The 22,995-nt window shown below is 48.3% G+C and carries 10 protein-coding genes; 7 read left to right on the plus strand and 3 right to left on the minus strand.

Going from position 1 to position 22,995, the window contains the following annotated elements:
* The first annotated feature begins 225 nt into the window (after positions 1–225).
* Complete coding sequence (locus tag MXE39_RS05675; protein ID WP_246977718.1) at positions 226–468, plus strand: hypothetical protein; 243 nt, start codon at positions 226–228, stop codon at positions 466–468.
* A gap of 569 nt (positions 469–1,037) precedes the next feature.
* Complete coding sequence (locus tag MXE39_RS05680; protein WP_246977719.1) at positions 1,038–2,702, plus strand: hypothetical protein; 1,665 nt, start codon at positions 1,038–1,040, stop codon at positions 2,700–2,702.
* 518 nt (positions 2,703–3,220) lie between these two features.
* Here MXE39_RS05680 and MXE39_RS05685 read toward each other — a convergent pair.
* The 3 genes from MXE39_RS05685 to MXE39_RS05695 form a co-directional block, all read right to left on the minus strand.
* Positions 3,221–4,159 (minus strand): hypothetical protein, encoded by a 939-nt coding sequence (locus MXE39_RS05685; RefSeq protein WP_246977720.1) that lies wholly within the window; start codon positions 4,157–4,159, stop codon positions 3,221–3,223.
* Positions 4,160–4,627: 468 nt separating this feature from the next.
* Positions 4,628–6,208, minus strand: a complete 1,581-nt coding sequence (locus MXE39_RS05690; RefSeq protein ID WP_246977721.1) for a suppressor of fused domain protein — start codon at positions 6,206–6,208, stop codon at positions 4,628–4,630.
* Between the two features lie 909 nt (positions 6,209–7,117).
* Entirely contained in the window at positions 7,118–7,429 is a 312-nt protein-coding gene (locus MXE39_RS05695) for a metalloregulator ArsR/SmtB family transcription factor (protein ID WP_246977722.1), read from the minus strand.
* 3,192 nt (positions 7,430–10,621) lie between these two features.
* Here MXE39_RS05695 and MXE39_RS05700 point away from each other — a divergent pair.
* From MXE39_RS05700 to MXE39_RS05720, 5 genes are all read left to right on the plus strand, one after another.
* Positions 10,622–12,193: a methyl-accepting chemotaxis protein gene (locus MXE39_RS05700; RefSeq protein WP_246977723.1), complete on the plus strand. Its 1,572-nt coding sequence runs from the start codon at positions 10,622–10,624 to the stop codon at positions 12,191–12,193.
* A gap of 846 nt (positions 12,194–13,039) precedes the next feature.
* Positions 13,040–13,990, plus strand: coding sequence for a LysR family transcriptional regulator (locus MXE39_RS05705; RefSeq protein ID WP_246977724.1), 951 nt, complete (start codon positions 13,040–13,042; stop codon positions 13,988–13,990).
* 1,626 nt (positions 13,991–15,616) lie between these two features.
* Complete coding sequence (locus tag MXE39_RS05710) at positions 15,617–16,747, plus strand: 5-methyltetrahydropteroyltriglutamate--homocysteine S-methyltransferase (RefSeq protein WP_246977725.1); 1,131 nt, start codon at positions 15,617–15,619, stop codon at positions 16,745–16,747.
* A 2,111-nt stretch (positions 16,748–18,858) separates the two neighbouring features.
* A complete protein-coding gene (locus tag MXE39_RS05715; protein WP_246977726.1) occupies positions 18,859–20,139 on the plus strand; it encodes a methyltransferase domain-containing protein in 1,281 nt (426 codons plus the stop codon).
* 1,091 nt (positions 20,140–21,230) lie between these two features.
* Positions 21,231–22,655: a methyltransferase domain-containing protein gene (locus MXE39_RS05720; protein WP_246977727.1), complete on the plus strand. Its 1,425-nt coding sequence runs from the start codon at positions 21,231–21,233 to the stop codon at positions 22,653–22,655.
* The last annotated feature ends 340 nt before the right edge of the window (positions 22,656–22,995 follow it).

Raw genomic sequence — 22,995 nt, forward strand, 5'->3', positions numbered from 1 at the left:
TGAGATGAAAAGGATGATGCATTTGATAATGATGTAATGGTCAGGTAAGAGCTCTGGCAAGCTCTCACGTGGCCGTGCTGCCTCGTGGCCCTTTGACAGGGTACAGCCGGCAGATGTGATACAGGTACAGAAATTCAAAACAGCGCCTTGACCGGAGCAGGAGTTGAGGATACTTTCCTTAATTACAGGCAGTATGAGCTAAGCCTGGGGTGATAAGGAGGGTTAATGGGCAAATATACAAAGCGCTATTACCAGGAGTTGCTGGAGAAACAATTTTCAGGTACTGGCAGAACTGTTAAATATGTTGGCAGGCATAAGGGCGACTTCGTATTTGGCATAGTGCCTCCCAAAGACGAATTTGGTGAGTTTCCATGCGAAGGGCCACCATATTACTATATATGCTCACCTGATGAAGACCACTTGCGTACTTATTGCGGCTTTGACCTGGAGATAGACAGTAGAAAATGAGGACCAGCAAAGCCCGGTCTGAAGCTGAAACTCAAACCAGCTGATAAGAAGCACCCGCTAAGGGTGCTTTTTTCATGTCTGAACAAAGGATGCCATGGCCTGTCTTACCTGCTCTGTGCACGCCGCATGAACATTTTTGGCCATGGTCAATACAGTCTCAGGCGGTTAACTGCAGTGCATGCTACAATTTAGCCTCACCACACTTTGCTTTAGCAGCCATGGAGCTCAGCGTCAGTCTTGACATGATCAGATCCAGATTTCGGCTGTATGAACCTGTGAGCTAAGCTCAATGAACCTGTCAGTTACGCTCATACAGACTTTTGAGCTGACTGTTATTGAGCTGCGCCCCTTTGCCTGATGTTAAGGGAGACTGGTCGGGGCCGAATGCACAGCCTTTATGGCTGACAGGATGACAGCTGGAAAACTCCGACAGCAGGTGGGGTGATTGCCGTCTGGCCGGACATGGGCTTTGGAGATTTACTCTGTAAAACCGCTGATGTCCTGCATGGCTGCAGATATGTTATTGAAGGGGCAGCGTACTGCCCGTACAGACAGGAAGGATTGCTGTAATGGCCAATGAGAACAACACTAACGTTGATGAGAATCAGGAATACGACGCTGAATTTGTCCGAAACATGGAAGTAATTGCTGCCAGGGATCCTCAGAGCCGCACTGCTGAAGAAGACTGTATGCTGGCCTCATGGTACTTCATGCAGTCTGAGGGCAAAGATCAGGAGCTGCTGCAAAATGCCGTTGATTTGCTGATGCGTCATGCTATTACTCTTTACGAATCCCCTATCTGGAACTACCACGTGGGCATGTGCTACTACTATCTCAGACAGCCTGAGAGCGCCATGCGCTATCTGGAGAAGGCTTCAGCCGATCCGGAATACACAGAGCCATGCACCCAGTATCTCAACAGCTGCCGGGAGACTCTGCAGGTTCCTGTCTTTGCTCACAACTTTGCCGAGCGCTGTCAGGAATGCTATCGCAATCTGCTCGAAGAAGTGCCACGTCTGCTTACCGATATCCGCCAGCAGTTTGAAAGCCCGGAGGGCATCAGCTCCGAGCTTAACGACAGAGTAAGAAAGCTGCTCAATTTTGCCTTTGCCCGTGTTTCTTTTTCCATTTCCTGTGAAAAGGAGCCCGGAGCCCTGGTATTAGACCCTGTCATTACCATCAAGCCGGTAGGCAGCATTGCCCGTGCTCTGCAGATTCGCTATTTCATTGAGCATGCTCCTGGTGAGCTTACTCAGCTTATCAGGCTGCGTCTTGGTCAGCAGCGCGATGAGAGCCTGCGTATTCCTCTCAATGAGGGCAAGGACAGCGCAGGTCTTGAGGATGTCAGCTGCTACATTGCCCGCCGCAACAATGACTATAATGTCTACCTGTACTGCAGCAAGCTCAAGGATCAGCTTGAAGCCAACGTTTACAGTGCCTACAGCCTCTATCTGAGCCTTGCCTATGCAGCTCTTGGAGAGCTTGCATCCCTTACTCAGCATGTAACCTTTGACGTCATTTATGATGACAAGGCCCCTGATGATGCTCAGGGTGAAGCTGTGGCTCTGACCGATCTGTATCAGTGGCTGGTCAATGCCGGTGTCAGACTCGACCAGAGCGAAGACGATCTCTTCACTTCCTCATACCGCGACTATGACTTCAGTGTTGCCCCTCCATCTGGAGCAGCCGGTGGCTGTTCAGCCAGTGCCACTGCTGATCGCAACGTGGCTCCGGCAACAGCAGCAGCTGCTCATGAGGACAGCCCTGAAAGCGCTGCAGCCGCCTCTTCAGGCTCAGGTGATGCTGTCCCTGCCGTAAATGTCCTTGCTGATCGTACCGATATCAAGACCGGCAGCAGCCGTACCTTCCAGCTTATCAATGAGTTCAGTGGCAACAGCTACAAGATGACTGATGAGCTCCATCAGAATGGCTCAGTGGCCGGTTATCTGGCAGTTGAAGCTGCTTCGGTATTCGGTATTAATGCCAAAGTAAGCTTTGATGACCTCATTGGTCAGATTCATGATGCCATTAATGGCTCTCAGGATGCACAGCTGGGAGTGGTAACCGGTCAGGCCGTAGGATCACACTTCTACTACATCGACTTCATCTCCTGGGATCTGCTTTCCATTCTGTCCAACGCTCTTGCCGTATTCAGCAAGTACGGAATCAAGCCATCCTTCGGCACATTCCGCCGCTCCGTTCCTACTGTGTTTTTAAGCGACAGGCAGGAATAAACAGGCACTGCATCTTATCCCCTGGCTGCACAGGCCCCACCTGATGCAATAGCCAAAGGACCTGTGCTGCCTGGCACCGCCCGATGTAATGGCAAAAGGACCTGTGCTGCCTGGCACCGCCCGATGTAATGTCAAGTAGACCTGTGCTGCCCATGATCTGCCATCTAATCATCTGACGGCTGGCCTTGCCTGGCAGGCAGTGCAGTAACGACATGTGCTCTGTGACAATAGGACAGCCGGGCAGCCACTGGCTGGCAGATGCCATAAGGTCATGTCCCTCTGCAGCATCTGCAGCAAGGGAGGTCGGTGGTCAGGCGTTTGCTTTGACGGCACCGGCGCATGCTGCTGCGGCTGATATCAAAGCTGCAGCGAGCGACATTGCCATAGTAAGACGCTATGACCATGGCCAGGCCAGTGCTATAGCCAGGGAGATGGCTGCTCAAATAGCTGTCGTAGCTAAATGTCTGAAAGACCTGCAACAAAAAGGCTCCTGAGGATATCCTTCAGGAGCCTTTTGTTTACCAGTTGAAAGTGGCACGCGGTTTTTTGCTGAGCACAGAGTACTTAAAGCCCTTGCCTGTATAGCGCAGAACCCTGATCTGACGTGATTTGCGACGGCGGATATTGTTCAGATATGAATGTGCCAGTTGCATCAGCTCTTTGCGGCGTGCCCAGCGGTAGCGGGCCATGACTGCGCGCAGCTGCGGTATGGTGAGGTCAATACGGTAATTACGCATTACAAAGTCTTTTAGCTGACTGTAATTGATCTTGAGATCGGTAGCATCTTCCAGGGTCTGACTGAGGCTGGTATATCTGAGCGCTGCAAAGAGCAGCTCAGTATGGTCACTGCTTAGCTCTTCCCATGAGGTACCCTTTAGTACAGGAGTCATATGGCCGTAACGCAGCGGACGGACATACCAGTCACGGGTATTGTGCCTGAATGTATTGAGCGTCATATAGGTGCTGTAGCTGCGATGAAACTGTCCTGTCAGGCACAGAGCATTATGTCTCCTTACTCTGATATGGCGGGCAATACGCATTTCCCTGAGCATATCAGCCATCATGGTGCGCTCAAAAACAGCACTTACCTCTCTTTGCAGCAGATTCTTGCGGCCACGCCACTGCTTTTTAAAAGGAATCAGGGCTTTGAGGCGATCTTCATCAGTGATAAGTTTCCATGCATAGTCTGGGAGGCTCACTGAGGGAAGTCGTGCAATACCGCATGGTCGGGTGCTGCCCTCAGGGTAGCTGCGTTTGCTGAAAGTGTAGAGTATACGGCGACGCCAGATCCGTTTTTTGACCCTGTCGATTCTGTCCTCATCAGTGGTGCGGTACCATCCAGCCTCATCGTGACAGTCAAAACGGGCTGTCATCAGATCAAGATTATCAGGCTGCTCAGGCCATACAGGCAATGGCCCGGGTATGTTCACATCGTGATAAAGATAGTACATGCTCATGGCTTACCTGCCAGTACCTGCAAAAGCAGCTCAAATGAGAAGTGAAACTAAGGGAAACACCGCAACCCGGCTTATGGTTCGCGTGCGCTACTGAAAGCTTACATATGCCATGAACAGACCCTGAGCTGGCCCTGAACATGTCCCTTATGAAGCCAGTATCCGGCCACAGGACCATGCTTCAGGACCAGGCTGCACAGAACCTGCGCTTTTGCATTGTGAAAATATGCTAAGAACAGACGAGGTTGCATGTCTGGTTGCAGCCGGTGACCTTGGGAGCTCCAAAGCACCCCCACTGCTCACTGGAGTCCTCCTGCGACAATGGGGCACATGGCTTCACTAAGTCTTATTTCAGGACTGAGCCCCATGGCGCCTTTAAGTTGCAGTCAGGCTTGAATAACATGGCTGAAATAAGTCTGAGTACAAATAGAGTCACCTGGCTTAATTGAGACTGACTGCAGCATTGAGGTGTCAGAGCGGGCCCTGAGAGCGCTTAGGGCGGCGCAGATGAGTCAGCGGGCGTGAGGCATCAGCAATATAACTCGACGGCGGCATCAGTCTTATCAGGGTGCGGGCGCTGTAGCTTTCAGCATAGGCAATTTCCTCAGCATACAGAGGAATAACTTGATAGAAGTTGACCACCTCGTCCTCCCCTGATGAACCATCGCTGGCTGCAGGCAGGGAAAGGTGCAGGGCAGCTCCCTCATCAAGGGCCGGCTTATGGCCATTATTAATATCCGGAGCATGATTTAAGATGATGGCTCCGGCAAAGGAAGTGCCCGGGGCATAGTTTTCATCTTCAGGGAAGGTAATCAGATGTCCCTGGGCCAGCCAGGAATCATACATTACTGGCAGGCGTGACAGAACATTTAGCAGGCTGATAGGCCAGGTGCTTTCTTCGCTGTCCTTTTCCAGATCCCATGAACCAGGAAGAGCCATGTACAGCTCACAGCGGTTGAGTCTGAGATCAGCAAATTCCTCAGGAACAGGCATCTTATGAGCGCCCATGCCCTTGGTAACAAGATACTGCACCCCACCAGAGTGACTGTCACCAGCATCAGTATCTTTGCTGACCTGTGCCTGACCTTGTGATCTGGTTGCAGAACCATCTGCTGCTGAAGTTTCGTCCTTGCCCTCTGGCTCACTGGAGCTGCTGTCCGATGAAGGTGCCTTGCTGTCCTTGATGATCACAATGTCACAGCGGATGTGCTCGGTGCCGGCATCTTCAACCTGCAGATAGATTGGGCCAAAAACCTTTTCAATATGCTCACGCACAGCCTTGAGCTGTTCACGGGTATAAAGCTCCAGCTGCGGAAGCTTCTTCTTTATGACTGCAGCTGTGTCCTGATTCTCAACGAAATCATCTCCAGATACGACTTCAGCCTCACCATCCTGATGCTCATGATTTTGCTCACTGCACTTTGCAATGTGGGCATCACAACCGGTACAGGCATCAGCAGAGCCCTTTGACTGCCCTGCACACTGTGCACCGCCAGCATCGTTTGTCCTCTGGACGGCTGCGCTGTCAGTGCCTTCGGTAGTATTGTTGCCATGATCCGGCTTGCCAGGGTAAGGATTGCCGCTGAGCAGAGCCTGCAGACGGGCCTGGACATTTCCAGTCAGACTCTCACCGCCACCATCTCCAAGAGCTGCATTAACCACAGCCTCAGCAAAGGCATCCTTGAGCATGCCCTCCATGGCCTTTCCCAGCAGAGCAGCATTTTGCTCCATCTTCTGCAGATCTTCACCCTCGGCACCAGCAGCAGAGCCAATCGATACAGCTGACGGAGTATCTCCGCTGACATTGGCGCTGGCGTCGGCAGCGGTACCTGAAGGGATGTTGGCGCCGTGGCCGGTGCCTGAACGGGCACTGGTTGTATCACTGCTGTCTGCAGATACAGTTGTGCACGTATCACTGCTCACAGGTCGCGCACCTGGGGCTCTGGAGATACGGGAAACTATGGAACCACTGCTTTTGTGGCCTTCAGGAGATGACTTGTTCTGAGCGTCCTCAAAGTCCTGAGAAGTCAGATTAGGCTCATGTATGGACATAACTTTTCCGTGTGATCAAAAAAGACGCCTCATAGTACACCATTGTTTGGCGATCATCACCCTGCAAATGGCCTTTTTGCGTGATAAACAGTCAAAATATACCTGCTCGGGCTTATTGACTGGCCGCCGTCCTGACAGTTTCACTACAGGCACTCCAGGAATAAGGCTGAAGCATCTGCATTTGCACCTGCACCTGCATATGCATCAGTATCAGTTCAGCATGTAACACGGGGTTAAAGGAAATGCATCTCAACTTCGTAAGAGCAGATGTTGTAGCGGCAACTGCATCTATCTATATCTATTGATATGTACAGGCAAATTAACATGCTGCGAACATTGTTCGTAAATATAAATTTATAAATGTTCAGTGAAACTGGTAATGATGAATAACAAATGAGAAGAGAAATGTGAAGCTGGAGGATGAATGTGCAGGAGATGCATATTCGTGGCGGTGCCCGAAAGAGAGGAAGCTGTGGCGTAAGCCGGAACGGGACGGGATGCCAGAGGAATATGAAGACAAAATGGGGAAATCCGGCATTGGACCAGTGCCGGTGTACATGTAATGAATGCTTATAACAATAAACTACAATGTATGAATGTTTGATCAAGCCACCCTTAAGGTGCATAGGAAAGGTGGCACCGCCGTTGCCAAAGTTCACTGACAATGCAGTGTGGCAGCGGATACATCTACAATCTTTTCTTTGACCTCTGAGCATGACCTTACGGACTGCCTAAGGTGGAGCTGAGTCTATATGACTCAACTCCTCTGATTGTTTGATTATGGCAGTCAAACTGCCTTTAGATAAGAAGACAAAGCATACATTTGCATGTAAGATTTGTGCTGCGGTTACTTTCAGTCCTCAGGCTTCCAGATATGGAAGCTCATGATGGTCTGAAAGGCCGTTAACATCAGTCGCGAGACTGAGACTCAAACTCGTCCATAATGGAAGTAAACTCGTTGAGGCTGTCCTGGCAGAGTTTAACTCCGGTACGGTCGTATGAGTAGTAAACCCACTTGCCCTGCTTACGGCCTTTCACGATACGAGCCTCGCACAGAATCTTCATGTGGTGGGAAAGAGTTGGCTGACTGATGTTGAGTTCCTTGAGCAGGTTACTGCCGCAAATGTCACCCTTCTTAAGAGCATGAAGAATATGCAGACGGTTTGGATCGCTAAAAGCCTTGAAAACCTTTGCCTCGTGGGAAAAATCAATATCGCTCACTTCTGTTTGAACCTCCGTTATGAGATATAGTGAAACCAACAAATATGTTGAGCTATTATAGCGCGAGAAATGCACTTTTCTGGATATTTTTAACTTACATTTGCTTCAAATTTGAACGTATATCGCGAGACCGGGCGTAGGAATGGGGCTTTTGAAGAAAATTTTCGTAAAAATTTTTGTTTACATTTTTTTACTTGTACGTCATGTAAAAGATCCCAAATACCACCGATACGCCGATTGACGATGTAAAAATCTTATAAATTCACAGTTGTCAACATCTTAGGATGCTTGCATTCAGGGCTGATTTGTGTTCAGAAAATTATGCGGGCTAAAATAGTGAAAATGAATGCATTTTTTGCATTTGGTTCATTGCAAAATTTCAATATTTACTGAAACAAATTGCAGGTAAGCCATTGATAACCATCTGTACATTGCCTGGATATGGGCTTTATAAAAAATTCATAGTAAGAGCATTTTGCAGTACTTTTGCAGTGGAATGTCGCATTTTTGCATTTTGTTGCAGCAAAACTTTGCACAAAAAAGCAGCACACATGTATGGTAGTGGTAACTAATTATAGTTTTAGCCCTTCCAAAATACAACGACATATACCAATGTAACAGAAAATTTGTAGAACACAAATGACTGGTTGGATGGCTGAAAATTTCCTGTCATACAACTTCGACAAAAACCATTTTATGTATCTATGAAACAGTAAATTTCACAAATTTTGCCCAATCATCTGTATATAACCATATATGTATCAATGTGTTGCATCGTTATATAACGAAACACTTACTGTCCAGGACTTAATTTACATTGATGAGCTCGATAAGATTTACAGAAATAAGAGCATATCCCCGCAACTTACTAAAATAATCATATTAAAGAACTACAGTCGTTACCAGGATTCAACCCAATATTAGCCCCAGGCGTCGGCATCATATCTTCCCTTCTTCCCCGATTCACAGCCAGCGCTGACAGAGCATTGCTCCCACTAATTCAGTCTTGCCTGTTCTGGCACATAGCCCTTGCACATTTCCCTGGTTCATTGCTGTTTCACGCGCAGACATATCTGCCATAACCAGTCTGCCTTACTGCCTTCCTGACAACTCACTGCATGCACATGCTGCCGCATTAGCCCAGGCTGATTGATCTGAGGAGGATGCTCAGCCTTATACCTCATACCTCGCATAATGCTTTTCTCGCTGCTTTGGCCGGACAGTTGTACGCCCTTGCAGGTACGACCCTCCTGATACCATATCATGTGGCTCTTGCTGCCGTGGCATGCGGCCGTAAAACATTCCCAATGTTGCTGCCCGAGGCCAGGCAATCTGAGTTTCAATTATCTCTATCTGATGCTAATACGCTCATATCAGTATGATGAATGTCCATTCACACTCAGGCTGAATGTGTTCGCCTGTCTGCTTACAGACTGCAGCGACTACTCGTACATTCCGTCCTGTATTGATGCTTTGTTTTTGTCACGGCAGCAACAGCTGATGAGTTATGTCCATGCTTATGCAGCATGGTTATTGGTTATGAGGTGTCAGTTTGCCTCGTCGAATAAGGCAACCTTGACGGGAGAGTCAGCAGGAGTGGGAACTGTTGCGTCGGAAACTGTAATGGAGCTCACAAAATGTCATGTCTGATCGGGAACATTGATACAAAATCCCAACTGGATCTGGCCAGTGATTGAGCTATTGGCTATGATGCAGGCCAGTGATTCTCTGACATCTATTACCTGCTGACAGAGCCAGCCTGTACATAAAAGCTCAGGCTGAATGATTAGAGTGCTGCAGATGCCAGTGTCTGTTATTATGGCTGTGCAGGTAAATGTCTACTGACGGAAGATAGCTGTGGTTCTGCTTTTCATGGGTTGTGACTCCTGCGAACAGAATAAGCCCTGCAGATAATGAGAATCACATCAAGTACGCTCTGAGCACGCGCCTGTGCCGTTGCGACTGTCTCACATGTGGCATGCTTTAACTGATCTTTGCTGTGCAGGAGGTCTTGTCGGCTGTTTCATTGAGACCAGGCGATGGTACCACCTGTATAAAGGCAGTTCTGCGGCCACTAATAGTGAACAATGTCCCATGGTCGCACAGGGAGTGTACATACCAGTCAGGAGCACCTGATCACTGGTAACATCATTGTGTATTTGGTCAGCAATACATCGCTGCATATACCTGTACATATTCTGAGGAAAGCGCCAGCTCCATCTTTTTATCATTCCTTAGTTCTGATCATTTCCGTCTTTTCCCCGAAAACATCAATGCGATCCCAGCGTTCGCAGTAACCTCTACGCCCTTTTTTCTGTCATTCAAACTCTACTTTTTTGGTTTGAGCAGAAAGGTGGACGTTTAGAGCAACGTGTGCGCAATGTGGACAGAGCAATGCTGTCTTTTTCTTGAACCCTGGTATATGTTCCGGCACTTTTGCCGGTATTTGTCCAGGTTGGCTAGAGGCAGAGTTGACGCAGTATGGGTAACCCGGGTTGAGAACATCCCTCCAGGCATTAATCAGTCTGAGTGATGATCAAATGGAGTGTGCATCTGCCTTGCAAGAATATGGAGGCACTAAAGCAATCGCAGGGACTGCCCTGGACTGACTGTGACCGGTTCTCTCAGGTGCCTGCCCATACATTCAGGACCTGTTGTCCAGGGAAGCGATTGCCTGTGCTGGCATTGCCAGTCCTCTGGCTGGTACCGTCAGACATGTGGCTGTGCCTGCAGACGTATGGCGTGTACTGCCTGCCATGTGGCCAGTGCCTGCAGACGTATGGCGCGTACTGCCTGCCATGTGGCCAGTGCCTGCAGACGTATGGCGCGTACTGCCTGCTATGTGGCCAGTACCTGCAGACGTATGGAGCGTACTACCTGCTATATGGCTGGTGCGTGCAGAGATGTGGCGGGTACCGGTGGACATGTAGAGGGTACATGCAGCATGGCCATAACCTGAGGCGAGCTGACACCATAATTTTGGCTGCTTTGTAAATCTGGAGTTGTTAACGCGTGGAACTGTAAGGCTTTGACAGTGCTGACAGGTTCCGGGACAGATTTTCAGGCAGCAGGCGAGTTTTAAAGTTTGTAATGAGGCTGAGTATGTTTAGCTGTTTTTTCAACCTGAGCAGCAAAATCAAGCTGACAGTTTTGTCTGTTTCCTTAATATCAATGACAATACTGGTTGCGGTAATGTCATATTTTGCAACTCTGAACAGTGTCAGAGCTGCAACCGATCTTTCAGTTATTCTTAACCGTTCTGCCGTTCGCGTAACCAATCTGCAAAATCACCTGCGTGACCTTGACAACATTACTCTGAGCTATCTGTCAGGAGCAAAGGGAGCGCCTGGTAACTTTCAGGACTTCCAGAGCAGGACCAATCAGATTATCGATGCCGTTACGGAAGCCTCAAAAGTGATGAATCCGCAGCGTATCGGCGATCTGCAGTCTGCACCTGAATATGTAGCCAGGATTCAGGAGCTTAAGGACAAGTCCCTGTCTTTGATCAAGGTATATGAGGACAACCTTAATGTCATCAGAAACGACCGTATTCGCGGACTTGGCAACTATCTGAATTCCCTGCGTCCAGTTATCATAGACATGTATGAAACCTGTACTGAATCTATTCGAATGCAGGATCTGCTGGTTATCCAGCTTGCCAGTGAAGGCTCTGATATGCGCATGGCCTACTACTCTCTTGCGGTGGCTGCCCTTTCAGTAATAATTGGTGCGGCTCTTTCCCTTGCCATTGTTTCTTATATTACCCGCTGTATTACCCGTCAGGGTCACTTCCTTGACAAGATGTGTGAGGGCGACTTCTCTTTCCGTATTGCCGAGTACTACAACGATGACTTTGGCACCATCATCGACAAGATCCGCATTGTTCGTGACAATATGAACAAGGCACTGCTTGAGGTTAAGGAAAACTCTCTGCTGACGGAAAAGACCCTCAATGAGGTTATTGCAATGTCTGGCAATATCGCCATTAAGGTAAACGACTGCGAAGACAAATCAGTTACTGTATCAGCTGCCTCACAGCAGATGCTCTCTACTACCAGGGATATTGCCAAGAACTGCGAGGATGTGTCCAGCCAGTCCAGTACAACAAAGGATATTATTTCTGAGGGTGTAGCCCGCATTCAGAAGACCATCGAAGCTATTCGTGACCAGAGCAATGAAATTCAGTCCAACTCCCAGGCTGTAGAAAAGGTAGCAAAGCGCTCTCTGGACATTAACTCTATTGTTAATACCATTGAGGAAATTGCAGCTCAGACCAATCTTCTGGCCCTTAATGCAGCAATTGAGGCTGCCCGTGCTGGTGAGGCTGGTCGTGGCTTTGCCGTGGTAGCTGACGAAGTTCGTGCCCTTGCCAGTCGCACCTCTGATTCAACCAAGGAAATTGCCGGCATGGTCGCAGACATTCAGAAAGATGCAGCTACAGCAGCTGAGTCCATCAACCAGTCAGTAGCCACCATGGAGGCCACCAGCCAGGACACTTCCCAGGTTGAGGGCACCATGCACGATATGATCAATCATGTTGAGCAGGTAAATCTTCAGATTGCTCAGATTGCAGCCGCAGCTGAAGAGCAGACTACCGCTACCAACGAAATCTCTCAACATATCCACGATATCTCCGATCTGGCCAAGGATGCCAACAAGGACACTCAGGACACTCAGGAAATTATCGACAAAACTGTGGAGGCTCTCCACAACCTGCGTGACTCTCTGTCTTACTTTAAGGTAACCACCAGTATGCCAGTATAGTTAACATACTCGCCAAAGACCGTCTCAGGGCCGCTCAGAGTAATCTGAAAAGCACTGAGGCAGTCTTACTAACTCAAGGCCCCGCACTGCCCAACAACACAGTACGGGGCCTTTTTGCATCTGAAAATTCTGATCTTGCTTCCGGCTGCCACAAAGGCACAGCTCTGGTCACGACCTGAACCGGATGAAGGCCCCTGGTACATACGGCTAACCCGCACAAAGGATGCTAAAGGTCATTAATCAAGAAGATATCCAGCACGGACGTGCAGACTGGCCCCGGGAGCCAGGCTTGTCTCCGCTCCAGATGAGTACTCCAGCAGCACGCCTCACTGGTACTTCAAGAGGATTTAAGTACTATTGAGGTGACCGCGTGACAGCATAAGTCCATCCCCGTACCTTGCAGCACAAGTCCATCCCCGTACCTTGCAGCACAAGGTCATCTTCGTGCTCTGCAGCACAAGTCCATCCCCGTGCCAATCAACACAAACGGCAATGCCACACATGCGGCAGCTGTGAGGCCACTGTGCTGACAAAGCGCTTTATCAGGGCAGACAAAGGCGGAGCTGATGTGCATGCTATACTCATGCGCCTTATAACAAACAATAAAGCCACTGTTCGCCACCTGTGGCATCCAGTAACCATGTGAGTCCCTGCAAGTCACTCTCTACTCAAAAGACGAAGTTGCAGGCCATTGCTGCAGCACGGCATCTGCATGTCGGGCCGATATGGCTCACTCGGGCTGACAGAGCTATACAGGACGCCTGTGAGCTATTGTGAACAGTGGCTTATACTATGGACCAGGCAAGTGGATAATTTCAGGCTCGTGGCCTGCTCCGGGAGAGTTTTATGACCCTGACTCAGCTGCGCTATCTGATTGCGGTAGCACATCATTCATCTTTGCAGAAAGCGGCTGCCTCTCTGTATATTTCGCAGCCAAGTCTTTCAAAGGCCATTTCATCTCTTGAAGATGAGATGGGTATCATCATTTTCAGGCGCAAGTCTACTGGAGTGGACCTTACAGATGAAGGTTACCGTTTTCTGTCATATGCAAAGCAGGTCATTGAGCAGGCCGATGTGCTGCTGGCCCATTACAGCAGGGGACACAAAGTCAGACGGGTACTGTCAGTATCCTCCCATCACTATGCCTTTGTAGTTAATGCCTTTGTCCGTCTGGTCAATGAATACAACAAGGATGAGTATGAGTTTTCCCTGCGCGAGTCACGCACCTGTGACATTATCGAGGATGTCTTAACCGGCCGTTCGGAGCTGGGCATTATCTACCTGTCCAACTATAACCGTGAGGTAATCAAGAACATACTGCGCAGCAAGGATCTCGCTTTCAAAGGCCTTTTTATGGCCCGCCCTCATGTTTTTGTATGCCGCACCCATCCACTTGCAGAGCGCAGTTCAGTAACCCTTGGAGATCTGGTCGATTTTCCTCGCCTGACCTACGACCAGGGAACCAACAACAGCTTCTACTATTCTGAAGAGCTGCACTCTACCGAAATAGTGCCCAAGAATATTGTAGTTACCGATCGCGCCACTCTTTTTAACCTGCTCATAGGCCTGCAGGGCTATACCATTGCTTCAGGAATTCTCAGCAGCGATCTTAATGGCGATCAGATTGTCTCTGTCCCTCTTGAGTCTGACGAAAACATGGAGCTGATATCGGTATACCGCAAGAGTCAGAAGTTAAGCACACTTGCATCCCGATACCTTGAGCTTCTCAAGGACTATGTTCTTGAATTTATCCATCCCGATGCCATCATCATCGAAGACCAGAAAAGCAATCAATAACAGCCTGCAGCACCATCTGCGCATAACGGGCACCTTGAAGCCGCTCTGCCGTTGATGTTACTGTGCATCACTGCACACATCTGCTGCACAATTAACTTTATATTGCAGAACCATCACCGCATAATTGGATGCCCGGAGCTGCTCGCTCTAATGTTACTTTGTATCAGTGCACGTATTTGCTTTTCACTTCACTTTATGTTTTAGTCAGCATTACCAGCAAGCCCTGTAATGCCGAGCCGGCATCTTATGTCAGGCATATTACTCTGAGCAGTTCTGTTCACAGCTTCCTCATTATCTGTTGTTTCCCCGCCTCCGCTTTCCACTCCTGAATGCACTCTCTTATGACTGCGCTTACAGCTCTGACAGCGCTGTCAACGCCTGAACTGACATACATTTTGTTGGCAGTACAAATCTGGTATGCGCAGTAAAATAACACTTTCTAAAACAGTTTCAAACTCATTAGATGCGCACTTTGTGAGACCACCTTTCTGTCACCTGATTATAGCTGCACTTTATAATACTCTGTAAAAGACAATAGATTGATATATTGCCCCGACTGGCAGACAACTCATGACTCGTCTCTATACTTTATAAAACAATAAACAGTGCAACAGGTATACGTTCGTAAGTTTTCGCTGATGGCCGCTCTTGCCCTGCCGTCTCCTGTCTTAATGGCTCCGCCTGACATTGCACATGAATGGTGTTACGGCAGAGCGATGGACAATACATTAGGCAGTTGACTGCTACGAGGGCTGAGCTCAGGGCAGAGGCACTAAGTTCTATCGGAAAGGAGCTATGGTTGAGCTGCCATATGTAAATAAAAAGTACTATTGAATTATTGACTGTTGGTTGTGATTCTTGCTGAAACGCTGATATTCATCGCATTTTCAGTGAATTATTATGTTGCCCGGCGCCATGGTTTGCACTGTTTTGGGGATTAATTTAGGGGTGCAAAAAGTACTTTCCGGAGGTATTTGCAGTACAGATTTGCCAGGGCTTAGTTGTGATTTTCCTGTAATTTATGGGCATTTAGAGAGGTATAACTTAAGGCTATAACGGGGCATGAATAATTAGTATTAGACTATGAGCCTGAGTCAACGTAATCTTAAAGCCACGCAGAGACAGCGAGCCACCTGAGGCTCACAAATCCCGCAGCAATCGGCAGTAACGACCGCTCACCCAGTCTGATTAACAACAGGCTGACCATGAACAGAGCCAGGGCTTACCCGATGACAACTGCCTCTGACACATAATCAAAGTCCGGAACCGCCGGCAGTTTACTGATCACAATGAGGGATATGCATTAAAGTTATGGTCTGACGAAAATGATTAAATTCGACCCGACACTCAGATAGCCGCTGAGCATGGGATAGCCTCTTATTTAACACGGCAGCGACCATATAAATGCACTTGCCCATACATCAGACAAACAGCAGGACAGGTAATAAAGCCGGACTGATACTGGACTTTTAAATTACAAAGCAGACAAGGCAGACTCACATTACATGCCACAGGCGCAGAAATATGGAGCCTCCTGGTACTGACTGAGCACAGTGCTCAGACTTTGCAGTGAACAGTACCCTCACTGTAATGCTTCCTGTAATAAGGTACTTCTGGAGAATTATCATGGCTTTCACCATCCCGCAAAATGCCCCTTTTCGCGCTGATATAGTCGGTTCTTTCCTCCGTCCTGACAAGCTTAAGAATGCACGTAACCTGCACCGTCAGGGCCTGCTTGATGATGCAGGTTTAAAGCAGGTTGAAGATGAGTGCATCACCGATCTTATCAGCAAGCAGATCAGACATGGTCTACGCGTTATTACCGACGGTGAGTTCCGTCGCAGCTGGTGGCATCTTGATTTTATGTGGGGACTTCAGGGTGTAGCCAAAGCCAGTCGTGAACGTGGTTATGGTTTCGTAGGCATTGATACCCGTGCTGAGACAGCTGTTATTACTGGCAAAATTACCGGTGAAAACCATCCTTTTGTAGAGCATTTCAAATTTGTAAAGCAGTTTGAAAGCAAAGGCTATGGCCTGGTAGCACGTCAGACTATTCCGGCACCAGCCCAGACTCTTGCTACCTTCCTCAATGTACGCAACAGCGAATTTGCTACCTCATGGCAGGAACATTACGAAAACGAAGATGCCTTAATTGAAGATCTGGGCGCCGCCTATCGTCAGGTAATCAAGGACCTCTACTTTGCCGGTTGTCGTTCCATTCAGTTTGATGACTGTACCTGGTCGGTTCTTTGTGACAAGGAACTGGTCGAAAAGAGTGGCATAGACGTGGATCGTCTGGCTGCCCTGTACCTTAAGGCCAACAATGCCGCCATTAAGGACAAGCCTGATGATCTGGCTATCTGCACCCACATCTGCCGTGGTAACTACCGTTCCCACTACTTCTCAAGCGGTGCATATGACCGTGTAGCCAATGTCGTCTTTGCCCACGAAAATGTTGATGCATTCTACCTTGAGTACGATGACGACCGCTCCGGTACCTTCGAGGCCCTCAAGTTCATCCCTCAAAACAGGAAAGTTGTGCTGGGCATTATCACTTCCAAGAAGCCTGAGCTTGAGAACATCAATGAGCTTGAAAGTCGTGTCCGTGAAGCAGCTAAGTACTTCCCTCTTGATAATCTTTGCGTATCTACTCAGTGCGGATTTGCCTCAACCGAGGAAGGCAATGAGCTTAGCGAAGCTGAACAGTGGGCCAAAATTGACCTTGTAATTGATCTTGCCCAGAAGGTCTGGGGCTAAAATCATCAGGAGCTGCCCACACTGTCACGACCAGAAAGAAGAGGTCGTATACCGCTGGAACAGGTACTCAGTCTGGGGCTATATCCATGCCCCCGGACACAGCCATGGAAATGAGCCATTCTTATCCCTGGATATAAGCAGGCCCCCATCCCCTGACATAGCCGTGGATATGAGTCGGCCCCATCCCCTGACATGGCCATGGATATGAGTCGGCCCCATCCCTTGACATAGCCATGGATATGAGACCGTCTCAGCTTTCGACACAGCCTGGCAGAGGCAGCTCCACTACCCTTCAAATACTGGACATTATCAATCAGGTGTGAACGTTCAGCCTGGCAAATCATGAAGCTTTCGCAGGCGTTATAGCGGCGTTATAGCAAGGGAACATCACTTGCTCCCAGCAGCGCACCAGCCTTCGGCACATGGCAACAGCTAACAGCCGGCAGCAATGACTCTGATAATCATTATAGCTGGCATAAGAAACATTTTTTAAACGGCTCTGGTGAGCAAACCTCTGTCAAGAGCCCTGCCCCTTAAGGGCAAGATTTTTTGAGCACCTTGCATCTCATCTTTTTCAATACCAGAGATGACATGTTGTCTGTTCGTAACACGACATCAGCAATTAGCCATCAGCCATAAGTCCACGCAATCAGCATTGTCGGTTTTAACTGAGTGGCAGATGATGCAGCTGATCCCTCAATTGTTTTTCAGACTTTGCTACTGGTGCACAAGTACGGTTTTGGGCCCTGCCCAAATCAGGAATATGCACAGTATTCCTGACCAGCAGAGCCATGAAAGCGGTGCCAAATCCAGCAAATTCAGGCATCGCTTTCAGGCCCAGGCAGTGTTCCTGCCTGCACAGTGCGCATCTGGCGCACCCCTGTTTGTATCAGGCCGCATGGCGGCCGCCCCTTTCACAATGCCTGACGTGCTGCAATGAGGGCCTTGAATTGCCACAGGATGCATTTTGCCCTGCAGTCTGGCTAATAGAATTTGACAGGTTATGGCTGCTCCTTATCCGGCACAGATAAGGACTCTCCCAATACAGTCGGGCCTGTCAAACCATACAGTGCCGCAGTTATCCATAGGGCTGTGGCTTACTATTGAAGATGGTAATCATGTCTGATCAAACCCCGGCTACATGAAGGCCACATGAGAATGCATTCAGGTTTTAATATGCTGTCTGTATCGCTTTGTAGAGCGTATTCAGCACTCAAGACAATCACATGCCATAACTTATCTTTGCCACAGGAGGCTTAATTCAGGAGCTTGTTATGAACCGGCCTGCACTTGACACCTTGCCTGCTTAACAGCGGTTTTACAGCATCTGCTGAAAGTGTCATATGACTGGAGTTTTATCCCGGTCAGCTCACAAAGGTAAATGCGTGTCAGCTTCAAAGGAGACATGTTCACAGGTTCTGACAGTCATAAACATGCAGAGATACGCATAATTGGTACAAAGTTCACAGTAAACGTTACGTTGCCCGGTTCGTCCGGGCGTTCTGCGTTTTTAAGGTCCGGTATTGCTGACAGTTTGCACGGCTGTCAGCAGCCGGACCTTGCTGTTTGTGCACACTGCAATCTGTCACTCCATCGTAGAACATAAATGTGATTCGCTGCAAAACAATGACTGTTCGGCAGTCTTTCTCTCTCTTGTCTGATCACTTACGAACGCATGCAGAGGGTGGAGCACACGTACAAATGGCTTATTTTGCCCGTTTGAGCTGCATGATATCTGTTTTGCGTACTTATCTGGAAGTCAAGTCAGCCAGACTGATGCTTTATTAAGTAGCGTTTGAGCTAAAAAAGGGTAAAATTCCTCAGATACAATGTACTGCGCACCGTAAAATAGACCGCTTGTCATATATCGGCCTTATTTATGTGCTGACTTTCATTTCCCTCATTACAGATGAGCAGTTCAGGATAAGCGCTGCAGCAGCGTTGAGTGCGACAGCTGCTGCTACAGTAACGGCAGCGGTGCATGTGACGGGAGCTGCCTTAATGGCGGCAGCAGTTTATCTAGCGGACGGCGCTGTAACACAGCGGCATGCTAAACACCTCTAATCCGGCCGCCGCAGCTTTTCTTATCAGAATATCTATCAGGAGTTATTATGAGCACCGCCTCAGACAGTTTTATTACCTATACCAGCCAGGAATGCTGTCCTGTCTGTCAGTCAAGGAATTACTCCATTGGCTCAGAGCATAAGGAAATCATCCAGGCTCTGCCAATGAAAGCTGAAGAGATATCACAGCAGGCGGTGCTGAGATTTACCCCTGTTCTGTGTGAAAATTGTGGCATTTCTTTCAATCTAAAGAGCATTGATGCCCAGAGCCGCGCCACTATCAACCGCAACTATCAGTTCATCAAGGCAACCTCCATGGGTGCTGCCAACTATCAGACTTACATGAATGAAGTCAGAAAGCACCTGAAGAGCAAGTCTGACAAAATTCTGGAAATTGGCGGCTATGACGGATATCTGCTGAGGGAACTGGCCAGCGACGGATATACTGACCTCACCCTTATTGATCCAAGCAGCAAGACCGATGATCTTGATGACAGCCTCAAGAGCATCAAGGTAGTCAACGGCTTCTTCCCAGAGCATGATCCTGTTTTTACAGCTCGTAATGGTGGTGGCAGCAGCGGTCTTTATGACGTGGTCTGCGCCAAGGATGTGCTTCAGATGATCCCGGATCCACTGGGCTTCATGAAGGCCATTAATGCTGTTATCAAAAAGGGCGGCATGCTGGTCCTGACTTCAGTTCCGCTGCATGTCATGCATGCTCTGCAGTGCAATCATCTTGGCATCAATGTCTACAGCTACTTTGCCCAGCACAGCGGCTTCCAGCTGCTTGAGCACTACAAGAAGCCAGAGAATGGCTATATTGTGTATGTATTGCGCAAGGAGACTGACCTTATTGATGAGCCTGAGCTCAGTGCCGATTTTGCAGCCCGACCTCAGCGCAGCCCTGAAGACTTTGCCGCTGAGCAGGAACGCAACCGTGAGCTTATTAAAAACAGCCACTCCTTTTCAGACAAGGCATCTGCATTCCTCAACGAGCGCATCAGCCATTACAGCCAGTCAGACAGTGAAATTGTCATTTACGGCACCGGTTTTTACACCTTCAACATCATTGATGCTGTAACCACCGATCTGTCCAGACTCAATTTAACTCTGGTCAACTCATCAGCTGAGCAGGATGGCTACCTATTTATGCTCCCTGACAGCTCTACCTGCCCTGTGCACTATGCCATGGAGTACCTCAAAGGCAGACATATCCCACTGCTCATTCTTGGTGTTCAGTCACCTCTGTTTAAAAACGAGATTGCCGATACTCTCCAGAAAATTGGCTGCACCTTTGACGAGCTGCTCTATCTGCCAGACCACGAGTAAACCTGCCTGATATTGTTACACGCTGCAACGCCCATGCACTCAGGAGGCAGTGCAGCTGTACACCACCACTTGACCGTCCAGCACAGCTGGACGGTCAACATACCCTCGAAAGTACTTCATACCTGTTGTGCCGTGTCTACGCAACCTTTCGGTCACAATACTGCCACCATGTCCAGCCCTGCACTGCCCTGCATTTCCTTTTATTAATCGGTCTATGCTCTCCATTACTCGCTGCAGTCAAGGCGTGGGCTGAAACACACCCTGCATAAGCACTTCCTTGATCTCCTTTCCCTGGTCATGATCTAATGGCAAAAATAACAATTCATCTGAGCACAATATGCATTGGTTCCAAGTTAGCCTGATGATGCATTGTAAAACTTTTTGTAATGTTTTTTTGCCTTAACCATGCTGTTGACTTGATATTGTTACACTGCCCTGCTTCACATATAACTGCCTTGCATTGCATTGAACTTACAGGGCATGCCAGGCATAGATTGCACTGGAAGCCATTAAGGCAGGACTTTCATTGATGGATTAATATTGTCATGTACGTATTTAAATTCATTAATTAATGCAGTTTTACTATGGTCACTTTCACGCTCATTTTAGCTTTGTACAGTTTGTTTGCTTGTAACGGAAAGTTTGACACGGTCAACAGGTTTTACATAAGCAATTGTAGATGTATACGTTCATACGCCCTGTCTGATCTCGATAAATGTACGGAATAGCTGTATGTCAGACAATGGATTTACGTGCGTTAAAGTAAGGCAGTCTCTGCACTTATGAGTGTATAATGCTGAAGTTTGCTCACTCATGCGTTAATCTCATATTTATGCGTAGTAGCATGACACCAAATTTACATTGGGCTTAATACTGGGCGTTAAAACATAACGTATTGTTCAATGAGCTGCATTACAGGCTGCATCAGGCCCAATGGTGTCAGCACTCCTGAACAGCACACCTGCTAATACACCAGTTTATATGTATAACTGCAGGCTGGCTCAGCCTGACGTCTGTTTTCTTATCAGTTTTGTAGTTGAGCTCTAAATTATGTTGTACCTGCGTACGCTCAGGGCTCCCGAGATGCCGTAATGTCTTCTTTCATCAAATACGAGGAACACTTATGCTGCCCTGTATGTGGCAGTACCCACTTTGTCGAGGGTTGCGATCACAGAGATATGGTCAACTCTCATCCTTTCAGGCCTGAAGATGCCTGGAAAAATGAGGTTATAACCTTCAGACCGGCCCTATGTGAAAACTGCGGCGTTGCATTCAATGTGCGCGGCATGAGCAATGAAACCAGATCAGGCATTACCGCGAACTTCAATTTTATTAAGCCTTCATCAACGGGTTCCTCTCAATTCCAGCACTATGTGGATACTGTTGCAGGAATGTGCAGCAGCAACCAGTGCAAGGTCCTTGATATTGGCGGGTACGATGGCTATTTACTGCGTGAGCTGAGCAGACGCGGGTTTAAGAATCTGACCCTGGTAGACCCGTCTACAGTTACTGATGGTATGGATGAGAGCATGCTTGCCATACGCGTAGTCACAGGTTATTTTCCTGATGCTGACCCGGTATGGCAGGCACGAATGAACAAGTGCGGGAAAGATACAGACGCCACCTCTGCCGATGCAGGAAATAAATCAGACGCTGCAGCAACCAGCACGGCCACTGCAGGAACCAGCCCAGCGGCTTCAGGAACCAGCCCAGCGGCTTCAGGAACTGTCCCATCAGCTGCAGGTGATGAGGGAACAGTTGAAGATCACAGGCTTTATGACGTTGTGGGCTGCAAAGATGTGCTGCAAATGGTGCCGGATCCTGTTTCATTTATGCGCGGACTTAACAATGTAATGGTCAAAGGCGGGCGCGCGCTCTTTATCTCTTCTCCGCTTCATTTTATGCATGCGGTTCAGAGTCTGCACCTTGGTGCTAATGCCTACCACTATATAGCCCGTATGGGTGGATTTACCATGGATCGCTGCTATATGGTAAAAGGTAATGGCTACATGGCCTATGAGCTGACCAAGGCTGTTGATATCATTGATGATCCTGAAGCTGCTGAACGCTTTATGAGCACACCACAGCTCAGTGACGAGGAATTTGAAGCCGAACAGGCTCGTAACCGAGAGCTCATAAAGTACAACCTTCATATCTCTCAAGAGGCAGCTCATCGATTCAGACATGCAGTTGAATATAACCATACCAGAGGCAGAGAGATTGTAATTTACGGCACTGGATTTTACAGCTTCAGCATTTTGGACTCTCTGGGCGACGATCTGAGCCGATATAAATTTACTATGGTTAATTCGACTCCAGAGATGGATGGCTTGCAGTTCCTGAGGCCGGACAACAAAGTAGAGCGGGTGTACTGGGCAGACACCTGCCTCAAAGATCGCCATGTGCCATTACTGGTTCTGGCAATAGGATCACGCAAATTCTACAGTGAAATCATTGCTAACCTGGCCCGTATCAACTGTACCTTTGATGAAGCAATCTATCTCAGCCCGGTCTAATCACAAGCTCTCAGGCATCCTGTTCTGATTGATAACATCAATTCAACACCGGCGCATGCATACCCCATATCATCCTTTATGTAACGGTCTGCTTTTAAACAGTATGCATGATTAGAGTGAAGTTGCATCTTTATCTCATGAATGCCCGGTCAGATAGGTATACAAATGTATCAATATTAGATTGCCGGTATTATTACAGATAATCGTGTTTACATCTGTGTATTTATATATTAGTCCGTAATTTCCGGTAACCTGTGACAGACAAGCTGATGTGCATAGTGCAGATTATGCACCAGCCATTCACAACGCGAATCGACTTACCAACACCTAAATCTCAGAG

It is taken from the genome of Anaerobiospirillum sp. NML120511, assembly GCF_023050955.1.
In the GTDB taxonomy this organism is placed as follows: domain Bacteria; phylum Pseudomonadota; class Gammaproteobacteria; order Enterobacterales; family Succinivibrionaceae; genus Anaerobiospirillum.